Genomic DNA, 21,567 nt, shown 5'->3' with positions numbered 1-21,567 from the left:
GTCTCGTCCCGTCCCGCCGTCGAGTGCCGGCATGGGCAGCCTTTCGCTACTGGTCGGCTGGCGTCGGAATGTCGGCTTGCGCTTGCTCGCCTGACAGGAGGACGGCGATCCATCGGGTCGTCTCGATCCGCCGGCCGAATTCGACCAGGCAGATGAGGATAGGCACGCCGATGAACGCGCCGGGCAGACCCCACATGAAGGCCCAGAAAAAGACGGCGAAGATCACGGCGAAGGGCGAAATCGCCAGCGAGGCGCCCGTCAGGCGCGGCTCGAAATAGCTGCCGATCACGAACTGGATCACGTTGAGGCCGGCAAATACCACGATGGCCGACTGCCAGGAGTCGAACTGGGCGACGGCGAAAAGCGTCGGGAACACGGTTGCTATGAACGGGCCGAGGAAGGGGATGTAGTTCAGGGCGAAGGCGATCGCGCCCCAGGCGGCGGCCAGTTCCAGTCCGACGAAACTGGCGAAGATCCAGACGACCAGGCCGGTCAAGACGCTGGCGAAGGTGCGGACGGCCATGAAGCGCCGCAGTTTCGCGGCTATCCGCAGGTTGGATTCCAGGATCAGCGCACCGAGCGGCTGGATGCTCGGCAGCATCAGCCGCCGCTTGAAGTCGTCGACTTCGAGGAGCCCCAGGAGAACCGAAATGAAGATGACGATCGTGAAGCCGGCGAAGCTGTTCATCCGCCCCGCGACGCCCTGAAGCATGCCCACCAGCCAGCCGACGTTGAACTGCTCGGCCAGCGGCCCGGCGATGGCGACGCCGTGTTCTTCCAGCCATTGCGTCCAGTCGAGGTAGATGGTCTGGAACCGGCCGGCGTTCACAAACAGCCAGTGCCCCAGCACGCTCAGCCCCCAGGCGATCGACGAGCCGACTGCGACCACGGCGACGATCGTGACCGTGAGCGTGATCAGCAGCGCCAGGAGGCGCGGCATCACACGCTGCAGTGCTACCTGCATCGGCCAGATGAGCGCGATGACCAGGATGGAGAAGGTCAGCGGAACGAAGACCGACTGCGCCACGTAGAGCAGCGCCAGTGTGAGCACGCCAGCCGTCACCAGCGCGGTGATGCGCCCTTCATCCAGTTTGAGCATTCGACGTCCCCTCTTGCGCCGCCGTCATTGGCAACGTCCGTGGCGAGATTACGCAACGTTCGAGGGAAACTGCAATGTGCCCCGCGAAACCTTTTCGCTCCCGTCGCGCGTCCGACCCGGGACGCGCCCCTCAGGCAGAACTGGCGGAAGCGCTCTTGCCGTCCAGCCACGTGCGGATGAGGTGGCGATAGCGCTCGCCGTCGAAGCTCGGGAAGTGGCCGCCATGAACGATGCGGACGGGGTAGTCCAGCAGGCGCTTCATCGAGGCGCGGTAGTCGGCCGCGTCGGAATGATAGGTGTCCTCGATCAATGGGCCGTCGTAGAGGATGTCGCCGGAAAAGAGGATGCCGGTCGCCTTCTCGAACAGCGCGATGCCGCCGGGCGAGTGGCCGGGCGTATGGATCACCTCGAAATGCCGGTCGCCGAGATCGATCACGTCGCCGTCCTCGAGGATACGAGTCGCCGGCGCGGCCTTCACCGCATAGCATTTCGAACAGTAGGGCTCGGGTGGATGCGCTTCGAAGATGTCGTCGGTCACGTAGGGATCGGCCAGCGTGTTGGCACGGGTGGGTTGCGCCAGCAGGTCGGCTTCCGCTGCGTGGACCGCGCGGCATTCGAATTCGTGGTGGCAGCCGATGTGATCAAAATGGGTATGGCTCGCGACGGCCGTGAGCGAGCGTTCGGTGACCAGCGGCACCCATTGGCGCAGCGAGACGACACCCATGCCGCTGTCCACCAGCATGTCGGCATCGCGGCCGCGCACGTGCCAGATGTTGCAGCGGTAGAACTCCTTGATATGCGGCTCGGAGATCTGGGTGACGTCGTCCTGCAGGCGCTGGACCTTGTACCAGTTCTCGGGGGCGATCCGCTCCATCGTCAGGCCTCCCGGACTTCGGGCAGGGCGGTGACGCCCGCCGGGTCGAAAGAAAGCGCGATCCGGTCGCAAGGCGCGACCCTGGCCGACTGCGGCATGTGCGCCACGAGCCTTTTCTCCGGCGAGGCGACCGGTGCGAGATGGCAGCGGTGGTGGGTGCCGAAGAAGGAGACGTCGCTGACGATGGCCTCGCTGAGGCCGGCGACCGAGCGCTGGTCGACAGCGCGGAAATGTTCAGGGCGGATGCAGATCGTGACGCGTTCGCCGGCTTGCGGCCGGGCAATGGTGAAGTTGGCAATCGGCAGCACGATCGGGCCGATCTGCGTCTCGACTTCGGCTGCATCGCACTCCACGCGGCCGACCCTGCCGGAAAGGAAGTTGACCTCGCCCATGAAACCGGCGGCGAAGATCGACTTCGGCCGCATGTAGATGTCCGACGGCGGGCCGAAATCCTCCACCCGGCCGTGGTTCATGACGACGATGCGGTCGGCGATCGCCATCGCCTCTTCCTGGTCGTGGGTGACGTGGACGAAGGTGGTGCCGACGCGCCTCTGCAGCGCCTTCAATTCATCCTGCATCTGCCGGCGGAGCTTGAGGTCGAGCGCGCCGAGCGGCTCGTCGAGCAGGAGCACGTCGGGATCGACGGCCAGTGCCCGGGCGAGCGCCACGCGCTGGCGCTGGCCACCGGATAGCTCGTGCGGCTTCTTCTGCGCGGAAGGTTTCAGGCCGACGAGATCGAGGAAACCGGCCGCCTTCGCGTCCCGGCTCGCCCTGTCCATGCCGCGCATGCGCAGGCCGAAGCCGACATTGTCGATCAGCCGCATGTGCGGAAAGAGGGCGTAGTCCTGGAACATGGTCGTCGTCGACCGCTGTGCCGGCGGGACGCCCGCCATGTCGCGGTCGTTGATCCTGACCGTTCCGCTCGTGGGCGTCAGGAATCCGCCGAGGATGGAAAGCAGGGTTGTCTTGCCGCAGCCGGACGGGCCGAGCAGCACGATGAACTCGCCGGCCGCGATATCGAGCCAGACGTCGTCCAGCGCCTTGAAGGTGGCGAAGGTCCGCGTGAGGTTCCGGATCGAGACGGACGCTGTCATGGCTTGCGGCTCCTGCCGAAGAGGGCGAGTTCGAGGACGACCAGCACGACGACCGAGGCCAGGAACACGAGCGAACCGATGGCATTGGTCTTCGGGTTCAGGCCCGAGCGCAGCATGCTCCATATCTCCACCGGCAGCGTCACGTCGAAACGCGACAGCAGGAAGGCGATGATGAACTCGTCCCAGCTGAAGGTGATGGAGAGGAAGAAGGCGGCCATGATCGAGGGCATCAGCATCGGCGCGGTCACCAGCGCCATGACCTTGACGTCGCTGGCGCCGAGGTCGCGCGCCGCCCGCTCGATGTTGACGTGATGGTCGCCCATCGAGGCATAGATGATGGCAAAGCAGAGCGGCAGGTTGATCACGACATGACCGATGCCGACCGTCCAGAGCGACAGCGGCACCTGCAACGCGTTGAGAACGGCAAGCAGGCCGAGCGCGATGATCAGGTAGCTGACCGTCATCGGCGCGATCAGCAGCCCGCGCTGCAGCACCGAGCCGGGCAGCCGGTAGCGGGCGAGCGCATAGGCTGCAAGGAAGCCCAGCAGGCAGGAGATGACGGAGGAGACGACGGCGACCATCAGCGAGTTGGCCAGCGCTGCCATCAGCCTGCGGTCGGCAAAGACGCTTTCGTACCACTGCAGGGAGAAGCCGTTGAAGGGCGGCACGGGCAGGCGACCGTCCTGGAAGGAGAACAGCACCAGGACCGCGACCGGCAGAAAGATGAAGCCGTATATCGCCACGAGATAGAGCCAGCTGAGCGCGGATGCGAGCAAGCGCCGCGCGCTGCCCGGAAGGACGATATCCGTCGTTTGCGTCTCGCTCGGCTGCGCCATGGTGCTAGGCCCTCTCGATCTTCAGCCAGCGGGCGCAGAGGAGATAGGCCGCCGTCACCGCGAGCATGAGGATGATGGAGAGCGCCGCCGCCATCGGGAAGTCCGCCCGGCGGCCGATCTGCAACATGATGATCTGCGGCAGCACCAGCTCGTTGTTGCCGCCGAGGATCTGTGGCGTGATGTAGTCGCCGATGCAGAGCACGAAGGTGAGGAAGGCGCCGGTCATGATGCCCGGCAGCGTCAGCGGCAGGACCACGTGCCAGAAGGTCTGGAAGCCGTTGGCCCCGAGATCGGCCGCGGCACGGCGATAGTTCGGCGACAGCTGAATCAGGTTGGAGTAGATCGTCAGCGTCAGGAGCATGACGAAGAAATGCACGAAGCCGATGACCGTCGCCGTGCGGTTGCTGGCGATCTCCAGCGGCTCGGAGATCAGTCCGATGCCGAGCAGCGCCTGGTTGATGACGCCGCCCTTCGACAGCACCAGCAGCCAGGAATAGGAGCGCACCACGTAGCTCGTCCAGAATGGCAGGATCGCCAGGATCAGGGCCATGCGCTGCCACCGTTTCGGCACGCGCTCGGCGATGATCCAGGCGAGCGGGTAGGCGAGCAGCACGGAGAGCGCCGTCACCGTCAGCGTGATCTCCAGCGAGTTCGTCAGGCCCTTCAGCAGCGCGCTCTCGGTGAAGAACCTTGCGTAGTTGTCGAGGTTCCAGACCCGGACGATGTCGCGGCCCTGGCGTAACCACAGGCTCATCGCGGCCATGTAGAGGAACGGTACGACGAAGAACGCAAGGGTCCAGAGCAGGGCGGGGGCGACGAAGCCCCATGCCCTGCGGCGTTCCCTGTCTTCAAGCGTGGCGGTGGTCATGGCTGAGGATATCACTGTTCACAAGGCGGTGGCGAAGGGCTTCCTCTGTTCTCAACGGAGAGAGGCCGGGCAGGGCGCGGCGATGAGGGGGTCTGGCACACCCCTCAGCCGGTCCTTCGGCTCTGTCTGCCCTCCGGGGGAGAGCAGCGCACGTCACTGCTGCATCATGTTGGTCCAGGCGTCCTGCATCTTCTGGTCCAGTTCCGCGCTCGGAACCGGATAGAGCTGCGTGTTCTGCAGATAGCCCGGCTGGTCGTCCCATCGCAGCGCCTGCTTCTGCTCGGGCGCCAGGTGCTCGCCGGCCTTCTGGTTCGTCGGCATGCCCCAGTAGCAGGAAGAGGTCGCAAGCCGCGCCTGTCCCTCCGGGCTCAGGATGTACTGGACGAATTTCAGTGCCAGGTCCGGCTTGGTCGAATCCTTCATGACGGCGATCGACTGCGCCCAGCGGACGGCCCCCTGCTTCGGCACGGTCCAGTCGAGGTTGGGCTTATCCTTGGCGAGCGAGGCGGTGATCCACTCGCCACCGCCGACGAGGATGTCGACTTCCCCGGTGGCAAGTGCCGTCTGCGAGGACACGACGTCGGCGACCTGCTTGGAGGCGGCCTTCATCGCCGAGAGCTTCTCCTCGATCGCCGGCATGTCGGCCTCGGAGAGTTCGGCGGTCTTGTTGCCGAGGCCCAGTTGCACCAGCCCGATCATGGGCAGGTAGTAGTCGTAGAGCGCGATTCGGCCTTTGTACTTGTCCGACCAGATGACGGAGAGATCCTCCATGTCCTTCGGGTCGACCTTGGTCTTGTCGTAGGAGATGGTGTTGTAGCCGAACTTTTCGGTCACGGCATAGGTCTTGCCGTCCCTGGTGTTGTTGGCCTCCATCCGCAGCTCGGGGAACAGGTCGGCCGAGGGCAGGGCGTCTGCCGGCATTTCGCCGAGGCGGCCCATGTCGATGACGCGGTGAACGTCGACCGCGTCGATCACCATCACGTCCCAGTCCCCGGGGCGAGACTGCTCGAGGATCGAGATCCCGGCACCGGTCCCCTCATATTCCTTCAGATTGACCTTGACGTCGTTGGCCTTCTCGAAGGGCTCGATCAGGGCCGGATCGGTGTGGTCGCACCAGACGAGTGCGTTGAGTTCCTCGGCAGCCGACACCTGGCCCGCGAGAAAAGCGACGGATGCAAGGGTTGCAGCGGTACTGAAAAGTCGGCGCGCGGAGGCGCCCGCAATGGATCTGGTCATCTTCGTCCCTCTGGTTCCGGCACTCGTTTTGGTGCCTTTACAAAAAGACTGAATGAATTCATTTTTCAAGTCAATCTGAAAACCTTGAAAAGGGCGACGCGCTTGACGGGACTGCGTGCGAGACAGAAGGCGGACAAGAACCGGCGCATCCTGGAGGCTGCCACGGGGCTCTTTCACGAAGTCGGCTACGATGCCGCGCGCATCGAGGATATCGCCGAGCGCGCCGCGGTCTCGGTCGGGACGTTCTACAACTACTACCAGAGCAAGGGCGACATGCTGCTGGCCACCGTCGCCATGGAGGTCGAGGAGGTTCTCGATTCAGGTCGCTCGATCGTCGCCGACCCGCCGCGGGACGTCCTTTCGGCGGTGACCCTTCTCGTCGACCAGTATTACGACCACTCGCTGGTCTATCTCAGCAAGGAGATGTGGCGCACGGCAATGGCGATCTCGATCCAGCAGCCGGAGACGCCGTTTTCCAAGCGCTACACCGATCTGGACAGGACGCTCTGTGCCCAGGTCTCGACGCTGGTGAGCAACCTGCAGCGCAAGGGGGCCGTCCGCGACGAGATCGATGCAGGCGCCGTCGGGGCGATGTTCTTCAACAATCTCAACATGATGTTCACCGAATTCGTCCGGGATGAAACGATGACGCTCGAACGGCTCAAGCTTGAGGTTGCCCGGCAGAACAGGCCGCTGGCGACGCTGGTCAGCGTCGCGGCAACGTAAGGGCCGCCTCCGGACCTTGCAGCGACAGTCATCCCGGCAAGCACGTGCCGCCCGCGCGATTGCTATTCGGTATAATACTTGGCGTAGTGCTTGCGGAATTTCTCCGAGCCGCCGCTATCGCCGTAGGCCGGCAGCTGCTCCATGTCGGTCTTGTTCAGTACTACGCCGAGGATCTTCGCGTTGATGTCGATCTCCGCCTCGAGGAGGTCGCGAACGAGGCGCGCCGGCGTCTTTCCCCATTCCAGTACGAGAATGAAGCCGTCGGCGTGCTGGGCAAAGGCCTTTGCATCGACGACCGGGCCGAGCGGCGCCAGATCGACGATGGTGTAGTCGAAGGTCTTGCGCGCATTCTCCATCAGCGTCCCCATGCCGGGGGATGCGAAAATCTCGTTGGTATAGTGAAACTGCTCCATGCCGCTGTGGGGCACGTTCGGCAGGATGGCGAGCCTGGTCTGCTGGTCGACCTTGATCGCCGAAGCCCACGGAACGTCCCCGAGCACGGCCTCGACGAGGCCCGCCTTCGGTCCGGTCTTCAGCATCCGGCTGAGGCTCGGATTGCGGATATCCGCATCGACCAGCAGCGTGCGCTTGCCTGCAGAGGCGAGCAGAAGGGCGAAGTTCGTGGCAAAGGTCGTCTTTCCCTCACCCGGCACGGCGGAAATGATACCGATGACCTTGTTCGGGCGGCGCTGCAGCAGCATCTCGCACGAGAGCTTGGCATGGCGCAGCGTCTCCGCGAAGGTCGATTTCGGGGCGTCGCGAACGATCCGGGTCATCTGCTCCAGCGGCATCGGGGATACCGTGACGCGCTCTTCTTCCGGGATGTCGGGCGCCTTCTTCAGCCAGCCGAACCGGGAGCGCTTCTTCCGCTTGCCGCCGCCGATGAGGGGGAGGTAGCCGAGCGAGCGCTGGCGCAATTGCGTGCGGACGTCGCTTTCGAGGCGCAGGCCGCGCTCCTGCATTTCCTGCAGGAAGGCGAAGGCGCCGCCGGCCATCAGGCCGAGGACCGCCGAGAGGGCGAGCACCATCGTCTTCTTGGGGCTGGACGGGGACACCGGCACGCCGGCTTCCGAGATCACACGCGCCTTGGCGATCGGGAAAGAGCGCTGCTGCGAGGCCTCCTCGTAGCGGTTGAGGTAGGATTCGTAGACGGCCTTGAGCGCGGTGGCCTTCTGTTCCAGTTCGCGCAGCTTGACCTGCGCCTCGTTGGCGTCGGAATTCCGGCCGGCGACGCGGTCGATGCTGTCGCGGAGCGACTGCTCGCGCGACTGGGCGACCTCGAATTCGTTGCGGTACGTCGCTGTCATCTGCTGCAGTTCGCCGAAGATCTGTTGTGCGAGATCGGTCTTCTCAGTGCGCAGGGCCACCGCCTGGGGATGATCGGCACCGAAATTCTTCGTTATGTCCTGCTCGCGCTTGCTGACTGCAGAGTAGCGCGTCCGCAGTTCCTGGATGACGGAGTTGTCGATCTCCTTCGATGTCACCGCGGAATTCTCGACGGCATTCTCCGGGCCCGTCTGGACGATGGCGGCGAGCTGGTTGTAGCGGGCAGACGCGCTTGCGGCATCGGCCTGGGCGATGATGAGCTGGCTGTTGAGGTCGGCGAGCTGCTGATCCGACATCAATGCGCCGCGGGTGGAAATCAAGTTGTTCTCGCGCTTGTAGGTCTCGACCTCCATGGCCGCCGCCTGGGCGCGCTGGCCGAGATCGCCCAGACGTTCCTGCAGCCATCCGGACGCACGCTCCGAGGCTTCGAAGTTCGCGCTCAGCTGGTCGGACAGGAATGCGTCCGCATAGGTCTTGGCGACGAGGGCGGAAAGCTGCGGGTCAGCGGAGGTGAAGGCGATGGAAACGACGGAGCTGCGCGAGACGCGTTCAACCCGCAGCGACTGCTGCAGCATCGCGGCCGCCTTCTGGCGCCGGGCGTTCGCCGCGGCTTCGTCGGAGACGCGCCCCTGCTTGGCGAACATGCCGCCGAGCGACTTGAACCAGCCCTTGAGCATGGCGGTCGGCGATTGCGGGGGGTCCACCAGGAGCGGATTGGTCGAAAGATCCGCCTGGTCGACGACGCGCAGCGCCAGCTTGCCCGATTTCAGGATCTCGACGGTGCTGGAAATCCTCGTGTCGAGCTGCTGGCTGTTCTGCGCCGCGTTCTGTTCCTCTTCGGCATAGCGCGAAAGGCTGTCGTCGATGAGCACCTGTGTCATCGATGTATAGAGAGGCGTTGCAGTGGCCAGATAGGCGGCGCCGCCGACGACGAAGACGACCGCGCAGACCGCCAGCGTCTTCCAACGGCGCAATGCCGCCGAGACCAGGCGATCGAGATCGATGAAGGCATCGGAACTGTCCGCGGTGTGCGGCAGCGGCCTGTTCAGCGGTAGACTTCTCTGGTTCATGAAAACCTCACAGTTCCCGGACAGGGAAACCTGTCCTGGCTTCTTGCCGGGACAGGCCGAAAATTGGATGCGCCCCGGACGGGCCGGACGCATGCTATGCAGCCTGAATGCGGCTCTCATGGGTCAAGACCATGTGCCTGACCGATTCGAACACCGATCCGCCGATGTCGGGACGCGACAGCGCCAGGGCGACGTTGGCCTCGATGAAGCCCTGCTTGGAGCCGCAATCGAAGGTGCGCCCTTCATAGGGGTGGGCGTGGAAGCGCTGGGAATTCGACAGTTGCAGCATGCTGTCGGTCAGCTGGATCTCGTTGCCGGCGCCGCGTTCCTGCCTGGCGAGGAGACCGAAGATCTCCGGCTGCAGGATATAGCGGCCATTGAGGAAATAGTTCGACGGGGCTTCGCCTGCCTTCGGCTTTTCCACCATCGAGGTGACGGCAAAGCCGTGCGGCACGCTCTCGCCCTTGCCGACGATGCCGTATTTGTAGGCCTCTTCCGGCGGGCACTGCTCGACGCCGACGACGTTGCCGCCGGCGAAATTGTAGAGGTCCATCAGGCCGGCCATGCAACCGCGCTCGCCGTGGCAGATCATGTCGGGCAGGAGCAGCGCGAAGGGCTCGTCGCCGATCAGGTCGCGCGCACACCAGACGGCGTGGCCGAGCCCGAGCGGAGCCTGCTGGCGCGTGAAGCTGACCGTGCCGGCGGCCGGAAGCATCGCCTCGAGCTCGGAAACCTGTGCGCTCTTGCCGGAGCGCGACAGCGAGGAGATCAGTTCGGGCGCATCGTCGAAATGGTCCTGGATCGCCTGCTTGTTGCGACCGGTGACGAAGACGATGTGTTCGATGCCGGCCTCGCGCGCCTCGTCGAGCGCATATTGCACGACGGGACGGTCGACCACCGTCAACATTTCCTTCGGCATGGCCTTGGTGGCGGGCAGGAAGCGGGTTCCGTTGCCGGCGACAGGAATGACTGCCTTGCGTACACGTCTGATGGAGTCCATCGCGCTATCCTTTGCTGGTATGTGGGCCTTGGCCCGGGGATCTCTGACCGGCCGCGGTCGGGCCGGGTCGTCTGTCGTTGCCTGCGAGGCGGCGCAGCCGGGCGGCGATCGGCATGCGAAGATGCCGGACGGCGGCCGGGTCGCCGAAGGCGGTGCGCAGCGCCTGCGCGAACGAGCGGTTCTTCAGATGCTCGACGAGGTCGAGGAAGGAGCGGGCCTCGGTGAGGCTGCGCGTGCGCAGCCGCTGGGCCTTGCTGGCTGCCGGATCGAGCCTGTGCTCGCCAACGAAGCGGTCGTCGGCGATCAGCATCGCCTCCACGTGATGCTTCTTGAGCACACGTGAAATCGACCCTTCCCGGATGTGGTAGATGTAGCCGGCATTCGGCTCGACGACGCAGCGTCCGCCCCTGGCGAGTGCGGAGGCGAGCAGGATGTAGTCCTCGCCGATCCGCAGGCTTTCGTCGAAACGCAGCGCGTTGTCGTCGAGGAACCGGCGCTGGAACACCGGTTTCATGTAGCCGTAGTTGTGGGTGGAGCGGAAGAGCGCATTGGAGGTGATGAAGGCCGGCAGCGTCAATTGGGTCTGCCGCGCCAGTTCGGCCTCCGGGAACATGCGCTCGCGCGAGCCGTCCTGCGAGACGACGTCGAGATTGTCGACGACGATCTGCGCGCTTGCCTTTTCCGCCCGCGTGATCATGCGGGCGAGGCGGTCCGGCTCCACGGCGTCGTCGGAATCGAGGATCGCGATCCAGCGGCCGCGCGCCGCCTCTAGCCCGGCATTGCGCGCGCCGCCGGGACCGCGGTTCTCCTGAAGCGCGATCAGTTGCACGCGCGGATCGGTGATGCGGTCGACGACGTCACGGGTATCGTCTGAGGATGCATCGTCCACGACCAGAACTTCGACCGACACGTCGCGCTGTGCCAGCGCGCTCGCGATCGCCCGCCCGATCGTCTCGGACGTGTTGTAGGCGGCGATGACGAAGGTGACGTCGGGCGCTTGGCTCATGGGGTGCGGGTCTCCGCCAGGCCGTATTGCTGGATCTCGCGAACGCCCGAAAGTCCGCTGACGACGCCGGCATGGAGTACGGCGCGCAGGCCGTAGCCGTAACGGCGGGCAGGGGAGAAGGCGGTGGCGATGCTGGCTGCGGCGCAAACCAGCATCTTCGCGCCGGCAAGACCGGCCTGCGCGAGACGGCGCACGGGGCCGTCGGCCTTCTCCGCCAGGAGGCGACCGTGCGTCTGGCCCATGCGATAGCGGCGCTTGGCCAGCCATCCGAGCGTGGCGCGCCCTTGCGTCACCGGCTCGTGCACCCAGGCTTCGGGCGCAAACTCGATGCGGGCGCCGGCCTGCGTGGCGAGCGTGAAGAATTCGGTGTCCTCGCCGCCGGTCTTGCCCAGCGCCAGGCTGAAGCGGCGGCCGGAGAGGCCCGGCGAGGTGAGGCGCATCAGCACGTTGCAGGTATAGCCGGTGCGGATCTCGCCGCCGACCCAGACGGGGCGGGTCGAATGGAGATCGGCGCGCTGCATCCAGTTCGGCGTCGGCGTACCGTAGATCGCCTTGACCGGGCCGAGCACGACATCGGCGCCGCTCTCGCCCATCGTCGCCACGAGCTTTTCCAGCCAGTCCGGCGTGGCCGTCTCGTCGTCGTCGATGAAGGCCAGGAGCTCGCCGCGGCTATGATCGAGGCAGGCGTTGCGCGCGATCGAGATGTTCGACGCCGGGCAATGGACATAGTCGATCGGGAAAGGGATCTGCGTGCGCAGTCCGTCGACCACGCCGGCGGCGCTCGGCACGGTGTCGTTGTCGGCGACGATGATGCGGACCGCGCTGCCCTCGGGCACCAAAAGTGAGGCAAGGGAGCGCAGGGTGCGTTCCAGTTCCGGGCGCCGGTAGGTGCAGACCGCGATATCGATCAGCGTGAACGGCAACGGCGTGGAGAGAGGAGCGCTCATGGGGTCACCTGTGCCTGCGCGAAGGACGAGGCCGACCGGCGGCGAGGCGACAGCAGTTCGCGCCAGAAGCCTGCGGACCAGGCAAAATGCATGATCATCGCCGAGACGGCGGCAAGTGGCCCGTAGGGGTTGCGCCGGCCGACGGCCATCCAGACACCGTAGCCGAGGCACGCAGCCGCCCAGAAGCCGAACGGCAGGACCGCCGCCCAGTTGACGACGGCGAGCAGTGCGCCGGCCGCCACCGGGGCCACGCTCAGCGGGATCATCTGGCGCAGGCTCGGCATCGCGCGATGCTTCAGGAGGTTGCGGGCCCGCCCGCGGCCATAGGCGAAGTACTGGCGGAACAGCGGTCCGGCGCTAGAGCGCGGATAGTAGATCATGTTCGTCCGGTCGGTCATCCAGATGCGATAGCCGGCCTTGTTCAGGCGGAAGTCCAGTTCGGCATCCTCGTTGTGGCTGAATTCCTCGTCATAGCCGCCGACGGCGCGGAAGGCGGCGATGCGCATCAGCGCGTGGTGGCCGTGATCGGCCCAGTGGCTCTTGGCGCCGACGCGGTGGCGGGCGCCACCGTTGCCGAGCTTGGAGTTCTGTGCATAGGCCGTCGCCTTCTGGAAGGCGCCGATGCCGACTGTCTCCATGGCGACGACGACCGAGTCCGCACCCGTCGCCGTGGCCTCGTCGACCAGAATCTGGCAATAGTCTTCAGGATAGTCGCCATGGGCGTCGATGCGGATCAGGTAGTCGTACTGATCGCCGAAGGTGGCGACCGCAAGGTTCACCGCCGCACTCTGGATGCGCCTCGGATTGTCCAAAAGCGCGATGTCGTCGCGCAGGGCGGCGATGTCGCGCACGATCTCGCGCGTGCTGTCGGTGCTGCCGCCGTCGGCCACCACCAGCATCGCGTCGAGTTCCTCGAGCGCGCCGGCGAGCCGCTGGACGAGTGGGCCGATATGCCGAGCCTCGTTGAGGCAGGGGATGACGATCAGGCAGCGAACGGATTTGAGCGGTTCACCGGTCATTTGGCTCGATCTCCTAAATGGCAGCCGACCCTTGCGGGCGGGTCCGTGCGTGGCTGCGAAAAGCGGTTTCCTCTGAATTTGCGATTGCCGAGAGGCGCTGGACGAGGTCCAGGCAGTCATCCCGGCGGAAGGTCCACTGGCGGGCGCCCTGCTCGACGATGCGGCTGGCCGCATCCGTGTAGCTCTGGCGGTCGATCCGCGAGAAAAGCTCGACCAGCCCCTCCACCGAGGCGTCCTCGAGCACGAAGCCGATATCGCGCCGGGCGATGAAGCGGGCGGTTTCCGTGCCCTTGATCGCGATCGGCACGGTGCCGTAGCGGCAACCCTCGTAGATGCGGTTCGGCAGCAGCCAGGCGGAGTTCTGCCCTTCCTCGAAGAAGTCGATCGCCCAGGCGAACTGGACCTCGCCGTAGATCTCCGACAGATCCTCCGGATTGCGATAGGCGCCGCGGAAGCTCATGAACGGCTCGCCGCGCATGAAGCTGTCGAAATCCTTCAGTTCGGCATAGGACGGGCGACCGCGCACGATAATCTCGACCTTGCCTTCCATCGCCCGCGAGAACCGCGAAAGCAGATCCAGCGACTTGCGGCAGCGGAGCGCTCCGAACCAGCCGATCTTCCACGGTTCGTCGTCGGCCGGTGGCCGAGGACCGGGGACGAGCGGGATGTCGTCGTCCAGGTCCAGCACCTTGTTTTCGAGCAGCATGACCGGCGCGTCTATGCCCGAAAGCGGGTCGAAATAGTTGTCGACATAGGCCGGCGAGCTCGTCACCAGCAGGCTGATGCCGCGTCCGAGCCGCGCCTCTGCCGCGCGCAGCATCCGTCCGCCGAAGTCCTGGCGCAGCAGCAGGCGGTGGATGTCCAGGCATTCGTAGACGACCGGGATGTCGCCGCCGAACAGCGAGACCGCCCGGCGCGCGAGCGCCAGCATTTCCAGGTTGCGTGCAATCACGATGTCGGGCTTTGCGACGCCGCGCAGCGACGCGCCGAGATTGAGGCAGGCTTTTGCCACGGCGCCTGCCCGCTGGACGAAGCGCGCATCCTCCGTGGTGCCGAGCTCGATCGTCGACAGGCTGCCGATCGCAGCCCCGGCGTTTTCGCCCCTGCGGAAGCCCGCCAGCGTCACCTCGGCATTTCCGGTCTGGAGCGCAAGGACCCTGCGACGGATCGCAGGGTCTGAGAGGTCGTGCGCCAGATAGAGGATATGCAGCATGGGATGATCCCGTTTTCCTACCCGGCATCATTCCGGGTCTTGACGATTGTGGCAGTCTCGGGCGGGGCTTTCGCCCCGCCTCAGTTCAGGACGCAGGCGACGGATTCGGCGAACTGGCAGTCGTCGCCCGGCGCCGTATAGACGATGCGGTCGATCTGCATGGACGTCGGAGCCGTGTAGTTGAAGGCGCCCATCCAGCCGCTCAGGGTGTCGGTTCCCCAGAGGCTGACGAAGATCTTCTGCGCGTTCGTCGGAAGCTTCGCCGGGTCCGTCACCTCGTGCACCATCTGGCCGTTGACGTAGTAGCGCAGCCGGGATTGTTCCCAGACGAAGGCATAGTCGTTGAAGCCCTTGTTGGCGCCGCCCGGCACGTCGACCAGTTCCTCGTTGCCGCCCTTGGCGGCGATGTACTGGTTGAGCTGCACCTTGGCCGGATTCTTGCCGAGCACCTCGAAATCGATCTCGTCGTGCGGCTTCTTGTCGGCCGGGCCGATAAAGGTGAAGAACGCGGAGTTCAGCCCCGAGCCATCGGCCGTCTTCATCCGCGCTTCATAGGTACCGTAGCCGAAGCGCTTGCGGGTCTGGACCTCGCCGCAGGCAAACTCCCGCTCGCCGAGCTTGCGCTGCTCGAACGTGAGATTGAGCGCGCCTTCGACGATCTTCACCTGGTCCTTCGACCATGTGCAGTTCTGGTGCTTGCCATTGTTCCAGCCGTCGGAGACGTACCAGGTCTTGCGGTCCAGCGTGTCGAAGTTCTCGACGAAGGACGTGCCGGTCGCACCTTCCTGCGCGACTGCCGGGGCGGAGGAGGCTGCGCAGACGAGCGCGGTCAGCGCTGCAAGGCAGGTTCGGGTGGTGGGTCGTGTCATGGGTCTTGTCTCGGATCGTGTCGTCATGGGCGATCGCATCCTTTCACCGTTGCGGGGTCGAGTAGCGGACATCATGGGCGGTATTGGAAATCGGCTTGCGCGCACCGGAGCGGCTGCCGGTCAAAAGGGCGTGCAGGCCCGGCAGGCTTCTCTGGACGATGGCGTGGGTGATGACGAGGATCGTGATCGTCAGCAGCGGCGCGGCGAAATAGAAGGCGACATAGTGGTCGATCCCGACGCGGTTCCACACCATCCACAGTCCGACGAGCAGGGGGTAGTGGGCGCAGAAGATCCAGAAGCTCAGGCCGCCGCCCTTCGACAGCCGCGTCCCGAGCCGCGTGCGCAGCAGGAGGTCGGACAGCGCCCAGGCGCCGACGATGCCGGACAGCGCAGTCATCGCACGCAATATCTCCAGCCAGACCGGGAAGTCGGGTCCGACCAGGAAGAGCGCCACGGACAACAACAGCGCTGCGGCGACGACGGCCGCCGAGATCTGGCTGGCGTAACGGTCGACGGCGCCGACGTCGACGCGATGCAGTGCGATCGCGATGCCTGAGCTGAAGCCGAACAGGATCGATTTTTTCAGGAAGATTCCGTTCGGCACCGGCAGCACCGCATAGGCGAAGAACACCAGCAGCGTCGCACGCGGATAGCGCAGGACCAGAAACGCCAGGATCGGCGACAGGACGAGGCACAAGAGCAGGTCGCGAAGGAAATAGAGCGGCAGGTTGATCGGCCAGCCTTCCAGCGCAAACGCGAGCGTCGCTATTTCGCGTGGGGTGGCATTGGCGACATCCGGAAGATAGCCGAAACCGATGCCGACCTTCTGCGCCAGGAAGACGAAGGCGAGGAAAGCGAGGTTCCAGAGCAGGAAGGGCACCAGCACCGTGGTCGCCTTGGTGCGCAGCGTCTTTCCGTAGCTGAAGCCTTCGAAGCCGCGACGGAACAGAAGGTAGCCGGAGATCGCGCTGAGGCACGGGACACCGATCCGGAACAGGCTGTCGCCCAGGAACACGCGCAACCAGTCGATCAGGCCGTTGAGCCCCAGGAACGGGCTGTTGGACGGATCATAGGGAACATGCACGAATACGATGCCCGAGATGAGCACGATGCGCATCAGATTGATCCGCGAAGAAACGCCCGCGTTCATATCCACGATATCAGCTACTCCTAATGGGCCCCGTTTCCGGCCGCCGTTTCGGACAGAGCAGACTTGTGCCCGCGTTGAAAATGGTAGGGCGGTTAGAGCGGAAAAATATGGCAGTGCAACAAAAATCTCTGCGGAGTTTGGTTGCGCTGCACAATAAGGGAAACGCCGACGGTCACCAAAATGTGTCCGGGGGGCTGCCGCAACCGGCGAAAAGGCACGCTAGCACCGTAAATTGCAGAAATTGCTAATAGACTCAGATACATGCACGTCTTGGCTGTATTCCTGCCGAGGAATTTTCGCTTTTTTTGCGTTTTGCCACCGTTTCAGGTTCCGAACCTGGTGCCGGGGATGGTCGATTGTGGCGGAAAGGCGGCAAAACGATTCAAGTCTCAGTTATGGGAGGCTTCCGGCCGGCTTATTCGGCCGGGCTGGGTGAGGCGGCGGGCAAACGCTTCTTCCGGGCGAGATCGACAAGCTTCCGCAGGAGCGGGCGCTCGGTGAGGAGGACGAGTGCGGCATAGATCGCGCCGCCGATGACACCGCCGACTACGACCTGCAGCGCCGCGTTCGGTACGAGATGGCCGAAGTAGCTCAGGAGCAGCCGGACCGCGATCGCCATCAAGGCGGCCGTGAACATCGGGCGGCAGCAGGTCAGGAAGCCGCGGAAAAAGGGCGTTCCGTCCGCCCGGAACACCACCAGCGAATAGCCGACGAGCACGAAGGCATTGACGGCGCAGAGCCAGATCATCGCGCCCACGAGCGTGCCGTTATAGGCGCCGAAGGCGACGGCCGCCGTCGTGATCACCGCGCGCAGGATCGCCCACCAGAACAGCGTGCCGCCGTGCCCGACGCCCTTCAGGTAGGGAATGAACGTGCTGCAGGGGGTCAGGATCCCCTTCGACAGCGCAAGCAGTCCCAGCACCGGCCAGGCATAGGCCCACTGATGGCCGAACAGCGTGAGCATGGCGGGCTCCGCAAGCGCCCAGAGGCCGAACATCATCGGCGCCAGCAGCACGGTCGTGACCTGGGTGCTGAGCATCAGCGCGTTCGAGCGGCGGGCGCTGTCCTGCATCATGCTGCTGAAGGCGGGGAAGAGGACGCCCATGACGGCGGACAGCACGACCTGGTTGGGAATGCTGGAGAAACGGTTCGCCGCCGAATAGGCGCCGGCATCGGCGAGCCCCAGGAACCGCGAGATGACCACCATCGGCGACTGGAAGCTGACGAAGTTGGCGATCTCGGACCCCATCATGCTCAGGCTGAAGCGGGCCAGGCCGACGACGCGGCCGATCGACATCTGCAACGCCGGAACGTAGCGCGAGACGGCGAAGAGGCCCACCAACCGAATCGCCGCGGACAGGAAGAGCTGCGCGATCAGGGCCCAGACGCCGAAGCCTGCGAGCGCCAGGACCACGGCGGCGATAGCGCCGGCGGATTCCGACACCATGCTCCAGAAGGCATCCTTGCCGAACTGCATGCGCCGTGCCAGCAGCGCGTAGGCCACGTCGCCGGCCAGTTGCAGCGGAATCAGCAGGGCCATCAGCCGCACGAGATAGGCTGCCTCGGTGGCGCCGAGCAGTCCGGCGACCGGCTCGGCCCAGACGTAGAGACCGACGGCCATGAGGCAGGCGATCGCCAGATTGGCCCAGAAAACCGAGTGAATCGTCTTCATATCCTCGTCACGCTGTAGGATTAGGGCGGACGCCAGACCGGCGCCGCCGATCATCGCCAGGAACTGCACGACGGTGAGCGCGACGGCCACCGCGCCGAACTCTTCGGGGGTGAGGATTCTTGCTAAAATCGGGACCGTGACAAATTTCAGCCCGAATGTGCTTGTCTTGGATAAGATGCTCCAGCCGACGTTTCGCGTGACCGATTTCGCGTTGATGGCAGTGGGCATGGCCGCGTCCCGAATGCTGGAGGAGAGGGAAGTCGCTTAATTATCAAGACTTTAGTGCATGCCTAGATCTTTGGGAGGAAGCCGGGCACATCTCTTTGTAGGAAAACCGAAAAGGCGAAAAGATGGCGAAGCTGACTGTCGCGATCCCTTACTACCAGAAGGAACCAGGCATCCTGAGGCGTGCCCTCGCCTCCGTTTTCGAGCAGACTTACACGGATTTCCACATCATTGTCGTGGATGACCAGTCGCCGTTCTCCATCGACGAAGAACTGGCGCCCCTGAGCGAGAACCGGCGCGAACGGATCACCGTGATCCGCCAGCCGAACGCCGGGCCGGGCGGCGCCCGCAACACGGCGCTGGACAACGTCCCGGCCGACAGCGAATTCGTCGCCTTCCTCGATTCCGACGACATCTGGACCCCCGACCACCTGAAGAACGCCTATGAAGCGATGACGCGGTTCGGCGCCGACTGCTACTGGGCGTCGATTACGGGCGGAGATGCGTTCTACTATCACTTCGGGGTTGCGGACCTCGAGAAGACCGAGACTGTGAACCGGCTGCAGGAGAAACCGCTTCTCATTGAAATTCCGGAGCTTTCCAGCGTCATGCTGAAGAATTGGAGCTTCCTCCATCTCTCCTGCATGGTGATCGGCCGCAAGCTGTTTGAGACCGTCCGCTTCGATGCCAGGCTGCGACTGGCGGCAGAAGACGTGCTGTTCTTCTGCGACTGCGTCCAGGCCTCCAAGCGCGTCGTGCTGTGCGACGCCGCGGGCGCGGTACGCGGCGAGGGGATCAACATCTTCCACGGCATCGACAACGATTCGCCCCAGTTCCTGAAGCAGCAGTTCAACACCTGGGTGGCGCTCGACCTTCTGGAAGGGCGTTTTGCCCAGCGCTCGAGCGAGGCCGATTCGATCCGTTCCTACAAGAGCACCGCCCGGCGGCAGGCGTTGTGGAGCCAGGCCCGGCGCGTTCGCCGCCGCAAGCTGCCGCAGTTCGACCTTCTGGCGAAATGGGTCATGCGGGACCCGAGCCTTCTGCGCAGCGTATTCGAACTCGCGGCCGGCAAGATCGCCCGCTAGGGCTTAAGACAACCGGCATTCGCCTCCATCCCCCGTCTCAGGAGACGTACATGAAGCCCTACTACTGGGAATCCGACCACGGCAATTTCGGCGACGACCTCAATCTCTGGCTTTGGGACTTCCTGCTGCCGGGTTTTCGCGACGTCCATTCCGACGTGCTGCTTGTCGGCGTCGGAACCGTTCTGAACAAGGAACTGCTGCCCGATAGCGGTCGCAAGCTGGTTCTGGGCAGCGGCTTCGGATACGGCACGCTGCCCGACATGAGCAACCTGGAGGTGTGGGACATTCGCTCCGTGCGCGGCCCGCTGACGGCGCAGAAGGTCGGTGTCGACGAGAGCCTCGGCATCATCGACCCCGCGGTAATGGTGGCCGAGATGCCGGAGTTCCAGCACCTGTCGAAAATCCACAAGAAGAGCTACGTGCCCCATTGGGAATCGGCGATTGCCGGGGTCTGGTCGGAGGTTTGCGCCACCGTCGGCATCAACTACATCGACCCGCGCGGGGAGGCCAAGGAGGTGATCTCCGCGATCGCCCGCTCGGAACTCATCATCGCCGAATCCATGCACGGGGCCATCCTCGCCGACGCCTTCCGCGTGCCGTGGGTCGCAGTCTCGACTTCGCGGAACATCAACAGCTTCAAGTGGAACGACTGGGCCGGAACGCTGGGGGTCACCTACAAGCCGCGCCATGTCCCCGTTTCGAGCCGGGCCGAGGCGATCATGAAGGGCAGCCGCTTCTGGGGCGTCGAGTTCGAAGCGCCGCAAGCAGCCGTCGTCGAGCCGGCCGCAGGCCCGCAGACGTCCGATGGCGAGGTGCTGGTGCGGCAAGCGGACACCACCCGCAAGAGCGGGCTGCGCCTGGCGGCAAAGCAGGTTCTTGCCGTCCGGTCTGCACTCGCGCTGTGGCAGGCGAGTCGCGCTGAACCGCAACTCAGCACGGACCGGGCTCTTTCCGAACGGAAGGAACGGTTCCTGTCTGTCCTCGACGGCGTCCGGCGCGACTATTTCTGAGGACATTCATGCAGTGCCGGATCCCGAGAAGGGTCCGGTCCCGCATGAGCTTGCACGGCACCCATGCCGTGATGCCCCCACGCTCGTGATCACCGGTTGCCTACCGCGGCGAGCCGGCCGGTGAGGCGAGGAGATAGCGGACCGCACCGGTGCCGCCAAGCGCTGCCGGCGCCGCCGCCTTGCGGCGGAAGCGGTCCGTCTTGTCGAGCAGGATGCCGCCGGCGATGGCAGGCAGGGCGGCCGGATGCGTGGCCGCATAGGCAAGGGCGCGCCCTTTGCCGTGCTGGTTCTTCAGGTCGAGGAAGTGGCGCAGTTCGTAGCGCGCGCGAATGTGGCGCTCGTGCCTTTCGATCAATGCGCGCTCCTCCCGCGAAAGCCCGGGCAGGGCCAGGATCGCCCGGTCGGCCTCGTAGAGGCGTCGCAGATCCTCGGTGCGGTGGCTGCTGCTCAGCGAGTTGCCGTGCACGACCGCGCCATAGCCGCAGCTATGGATGATCTTGTAGCGCGCACCGTGGGCGAGGGCTCTTGCGTAGAGATCGTAGTCTTCCCCGAGACGCAGCTGTTCGTGATAGCGCAGTTCGTTGCGGTCGAGAAATTCACGCCGGATCAAGGGCTTGAGGAAGCCGACCTCGCCGCGCTGGACGCCGCGTTTGGAGATGTTGCCCTCGATGAAGCCTTTCAGGTCGAGCAGCCGGGGCTGCGGCGCGATGTCGGCGATCTCCAGTTGCTGCGCGGCCCGCGCCTCGTCGACGAAGACGATGTTGTCGGCGATGAAGTCCCAGTCGTTCTCGCCGAGCATTCGCTCGAAGCGGCCGGGCAGCAGGAAGTCGTCGGCATCGAGCACGCCCAGGATCGGTGAGTTCGAGGCGCGAATGGCCCCGTTGCGGGCCGCCGCCGGGCCGCGATTTTCGTCGAACCGCAGGATCTTCAGACGGCCGCTGTCATCGGCGGCGGCGCGCGCAGCACCGGCCGTATCGTCCGACGAGCCGTCGTCGACGACGATGACCTCGTTCGTCTGAGGTTGCTGCAGCGCCGAGGAAACGGCGCGCCCGATGGTCTGGGCGGCATTCTTGGCAGCGATGATGACGCACACTTCCCTGCTCATCGTCCGATCGGCCTCCATCTTGAGATTGCGTTCGACACGCGGATCGTTGGCACACGTCGCGGCACCGGGTCATGGTGCGGCGCAGCATAGGGGCAACATGGAAGACGATCTTGTCCCAATCGGGGCATCGCGAAACT

19 protein-coding genes are annotated in these 21,567 nt (G+C 64.8%); 3 read left to right on the top strand and 16 right to left on the bottom strand.

The window, feature by feature from the left end; genetic code table 11:
* Window positions 1-46: 46 nt before the first annotated feature.
* From GGQ64_RS17540 to GGQ64_RS17515, 6 genes are all read right to left on the bottom strand, one after another.
* Window positions 47-1,099 (bottom strand): AI-2E family transporter, encoded by a 1,053-nt coding sequence (locus GGQ64_RS17540; protein WP_183806610.1) that lies wholly within the window; start codon window positions 1,097-1,099, stop codon window positions 47-49.
* 130 nt (window positions 1,100-1,229) lie between these two features.
* Window positions 1,230-1,973, bottom strand: coding sequence for an MBL fold metallo-hydrolase (locus GGQ64_RS17535; RefSeq protein WP_183806609.1), 744 nt, complete (start codon window positions 1,971-1,973; stop codon window positions 1,230-1,232).
* Between the two features lie 2 nt (window positions 1,974-1,975).
* Window positions 1,976-3,067 (bottom strand): ABC transporter ATP-binding protein, encoded by a 1,092-nt coding sequence (locus GGQ64_RS17530; RefSeq protein WP_183806608.1) that lies wholly within the window; start codon window positions 3,065-3,067, stop codon window positions 1,976-1,978.
* Window positions 3,064-3,903 carry an ABC transporter permease gene (locus tag GGQ64_RS17525; RefSeq protein ID WP_183806607.1) on the bottom strand — a complete coding sequence of 280 codons (840 nt, stop codon included), beginning with the start codon at window positions 3,901-3,903 and terminating at the stop codon, window positions 3,064-3,066. Before GGQ64_RS17525 ends, GGQ64_RS17530 begins: the two co-directional genes overlap by 4 nt.
* Before the next feature lie 4 nt (window positions 3,904-3,907).
* On the bottom strand, window positions 3,908-4,771 hold the full coding sequence (locus GGQ64_RS17520; RefSeq protein WP_183806606.1) for an ABC transporter permease: 864 nt from the start codon (window positions 4,769-4,771) through the stop codon (window positions 3,908-3,910).
* 153 nt (window positions 4,772-4,924) lie between these two features.
* Window positions 4,925-6,007, bottom strand: coding sequence for a polyamine ABC transporter substrate-binding protein (locus tag GGQ64_RS17515; RefSeq protein WP_183806605.1), 1,083 nt, complete (start codon window positions 6,005-6,007; stop codon window positions 4,925-4,927).
* A gap of 102 nt (window positions 6,008-6,109) precedes the next feature.
* On the opposite strand from GGQ64_RS17515, the gene GGQ64_RS17510 reads away from it, so the two are divergent.
* Window positions 6,110-6,733 carry a TetR/AcrR family transcriptional regulator gene (locus GGQ64_RS17510; protein WP_183806604.1) on the top strand — a complete coding sequence of 208 codons (624 nt, stop codon included), beginning with the start codon at window positions 6,110-6,112 and terminating at the stop codon, window positions 6,731-6,733.
* 62 nt (window positions 6,734-6,795) lie between these two features.
* Here the strand turns inward: GGQ64_RS17510 and GGQ64_RS17505 are convergent, their stop codons facing one another.
* The 9 genes from GGQ64_RS17505 to GGQ64_RS17465 all read right to left on the bottom strand — a co-directional run bounded on the left by GGQ64_RS17505 (window position 6,796) and on the right by GGQ64_RS17465 (window position 18,233).
* On the bottom strand, window positions 6,796-9,129 hold the full coding sequence (locus GGQ64_RS17505; protein ID WP_183806603.1) for a polysaccharide biosynthesis tyrosine autokinase: 2,334 nt from the start codon (window positions 9,127-9,129) through the stop codon (window positions 6,796-6,798).
* 94 nt (window positions 9,130-9,223) lie between these two features.
* Window positions 9,224-10,129: a UTP--glucose-1-phosphate uridylyltransferase gene (locus tag GGQ64_RS17500; protein ID WP_183806602.1), complete on the bottom strand. Its 906-nt coding sequence runs from the start codon at window positions 10,127-10,129 to the stop codon at window positions 9,224-9,226.
* Window positions 10,130-10,133: 4 nt separating this feature from the next.
* Window positions 10,134-11,135: a glycosyltransferase family 2 protein gene (locus GGQ64_RS17495; RefSeq protein WP_183806601.1), complete on the bottom strand. Its 1,002-nt coding sequence runs from the start codon at window positions 11,133-11,135 to the stop codon at window positions 10,134-10,136.
* Entirely contained in the window at window positions 11,132-12,082 is a 951-nt protein-coding gene (locus tag GGQ64_RS17490) for a glycosyltransferase family 2 protein (RefSeq protein ID WP_183806600.1), read from the bottom strand. Before GGQ64_RS17490 ends, GGQ64_RS17495 begins: the two co-directional genes overlap by 4 nt.
* Window positions 12,079-13,101 (bottom strand): glycosyltransferase family 2 protein, encoded by a 1,023-nt coding sequence (locus GGQ64_RS17485; RefSeq protein ID WP_183806599.1) that lies wholly within the window; start codon window positions 13,099-13,101, stop codon window positions 12,079-12,081. The genes GGQ64_RS17490 and GGQ64_RS17485 overlap by 4 nt, the downstream gene beginning before the upstream one ends.
* Window positions 13,102-13,114: 13 nt before the next feature.
* On the bottom strand, window positions 13,115-14,314 hold the full coding sequence (locus tag GGQ64_RS17480; protein WP_183806598.1) for a glycosyltransferase family protein: 1,200 nt from the start codon (window positions 14,312-14,314) through the stop codon (window positions 13,115-13,117).
* A gap of 80 nt (window positions 14,315-14,394) precedes the next feature.
* Entirely contained in the window at window positions 14,395-15,183 is a 789-nt protein-coding gene (gene exoK / locus GGQ64_RS17475; protein WP_183806597.1) for an endo-1,3-1,4-beta-glycanase ExoK, read from the bottom strand.
* A gap of 43 nt (window positions 15,184-15,226) precedes the next feature.
* Window positions 15,227-16,333 carry an acyltransferase family protein gene (locus GGQ64_RS17470; protein WP_183806846.1) on the bottom strand — a complete coding sequence of 369 codons (1,107 nt, stop codon included), beginning with the start codon at window positions 16,331-16,333 and terminating at the stop codon, window positions 15,227-15,229.
* Between the two features lie 415 nt (window positions 16,334-16,748).
* Window positions 16,749-18,233 (bottom strand): lipopolysaccharide biosynthesis protein, encoded by a 1,485-nt coding sequence (locus tag GGQ64_RS17465; RefSeq protein ID WP_183806596.1) that lies wholly within the window; start codon window positions 18,231-18,233, stop codon window positions 16,749-16,751.
* Between the two features lie 122 nt (window positions 18,234-18,355).
* On the opposite strand from GGQ64_RS17465, the gene GGQ64_RS17460 reads away from it, so the two are divergent.
* Entirely contained in the window at window positions 18,356-19,315 is a 960-nt protein-coding gene (locus tag GGQ64_RS17460; protein WP_183806595.1) for a glycosyltransferase family 2 protein, read from the top strand.
* A 50-nt stretch (window positions 19,316-19,365) separates the two neighbouring features.
* Window positions 19,366-20,325 carry a polysaccharide pyruvyl transferase family protein gene (locus GGQ64_RS17455; RefSeq protein WP_183806594.1) on the top strand — a complete coding sequence of 320 codons (960 nt, stop codon included), beginning with the start codon at window positions 19,366-19,368 and terminating at the stop codon, window positions 20,323-20,325.
* A 100-nt stretch (window positions 20,326-20,425) separates the two neighbouring features.
* Here GGQ64_RS17455 and GGQ64_RS17450 read toward each other — a convergent pair whose 3' ends face one another.
* A complete protein-coding gene (locus GGQ64_RS17450; RefSeq protein ID WP_183806593.1) occupies window positions 20,426-21,430 on the bottom strand; it encodes a glycosyltransferase family 2 protein in 1,005 nt (334 codons plus the stop codon).
* Between the last annotated feature and the right edge of the window lie 137 nt (window positions 21,431-21,567).

The sequence above is a fragment of the Mycoplana azooxidifex genome (genome assembly GCF_014196765.1).
In the GTDB taxonomy this organism is placed as follows: domain Bacteria; phylum Pseudomonadota; class Alphaproteobacteria; order Rhizobiales; family Rhizobiaceae; genus Mycoplana; species Mycoplana azooxidifex.
This window is presented reverse-complemented; position numbering and strand designations above follow the sequence as displayed.

Excerpts from the sequence above, each read along its gene's own strand:
- GGQ64_RS17450 (WP_183806593.1), bottom strand. The coding sequence starts at position 21,430 with ATGAGCAGGGAAGTGTGCGTCATCATCGCTGCCAAGAATGCCGCCCAG.
- GGQ64_RS17505 (WP_183806603.1), bottom strand. The coding sequence starts at position 9,129 with ATGAACCAGAGAAGTCTACCGCTGAACAGGCCGCTGCCGCACACCGCG.
- GGQ64_RS17525 (WP_183806607.1), bottom strand. The coding sequence starts at position 3,903 with ATGGCGCAGCCGAGCGAGACGCAAACGACGGATATCGTCCTTCCGGGC.
- GGQ64_RS17480 (WP_183806598.1), bottom strand. The coding sequence starts at position 14,314 with ATGCTGCATATCCTCTATCTGGCGCACGACCTCTCAGACCCTGCGATC.
- GGQ64_RS17535 (WP_183806609.1), bottom strand. The coding sequence starts at position 1,973 with ATGGAGCGGATCGCCCCCGAGAACTGGTACAAGGTCCAGCGCCTGCAG.
- GGQ64_RS17490 (WP_183806600.1), bottom strand. The coding sequence starts at position 12,082 with ATGAGCGCTCCTCTCTCCACGCCGTTGCCGTTCACGCTGATCGATATC.
- GGQ64_RS17520 (WP_183806606.1), bottom strand. The coding sequence starts at position 4,771 with ATGACCACCGCCACGCTTGAAGACAGGGAACGCCGCAGGGCATGGGGC.
- GGQ64_RS17455 (WP_183806594.1), top strand. The coding sequence starts at position 19,366 with ATGAAGCCCTACTACTGGGAATCCGACCACGGCAATTTCGGCGACGAC.
- GGQ64_RS17495 (WP_183806601.1), bottom strand. The coding sequence starts at position 11,135 with ATGAGCCAAGCGCCCGACGTCACCTTCGTCATCGCCGCCTACAACACG.
- exoK (WP_183806597.1), bottom strand. The coding sequence starts at position 15,183 with ATGACACGACCCACCACCCGAACCTGCCTTGCAGCGCTGACCGCGCTC.
- GGQ64_RS17460 (WP_183806595.1), top strand. The coding sequence starts at position 18,356 with ATGGCGAAGCTGACTGTCGCGATCCCTTACTACCAGAAGGAACCAGGC.
- GGQ64_RS17485 (WP_183806599.1), bottom strand. The coding sequence starts at position 13,101 with ATGACCGGTGAACCGCTCAAATCCGTTCGCTGCCTGATCGTCATCCCC.
- GGQ64_RS17500 (WP_183806602.1), bottom strand. The coding sequence starts at position 10,129 with ATGGACTCCATCAGACGTGTACGCAAGGCAGTCATTCCTGTCGCCGGC.
- GGQ64_RS17540 (WP_183806610.1), bottom strand. The coding sequence starts at position 1,099 with ATGCTCAAACTGGATGAAGGGCGCATCACCGCGCTGGTGACGGCTGGC.
- GGQ64_RS17470 (WP_183806846.1), bottom strand. The coding sequence starts at position 16,333 with ATGAACGCGGGCGTTTCTTCGCGGATCAATCTGATGCGCATCGTGCTC.
- GGQ64_RS17515 (WP_183806605.1), bottom strand. The coding sequence starts at position 6,007 with ATGACCAGATCCATTGCGGGCGCCTCCGCGCGCCGACTTTTCAGTACC.
- GGQ64_RS17530 (WP_183806608.1), bottom strand. The coding sequence starts at position 3,067 with ATGACAGCGTCCGTCTCGATCCGGAACCTCACGCGGACCTTCGCCACC.
- GGQ64_RS17465 (WP_183806596.1), bottom strand. The coding sequence starts at position 18,233 with ATGCCCACTGCCATCAACGCGAAATCGGTCACGCGAAACGTCGGCTGG.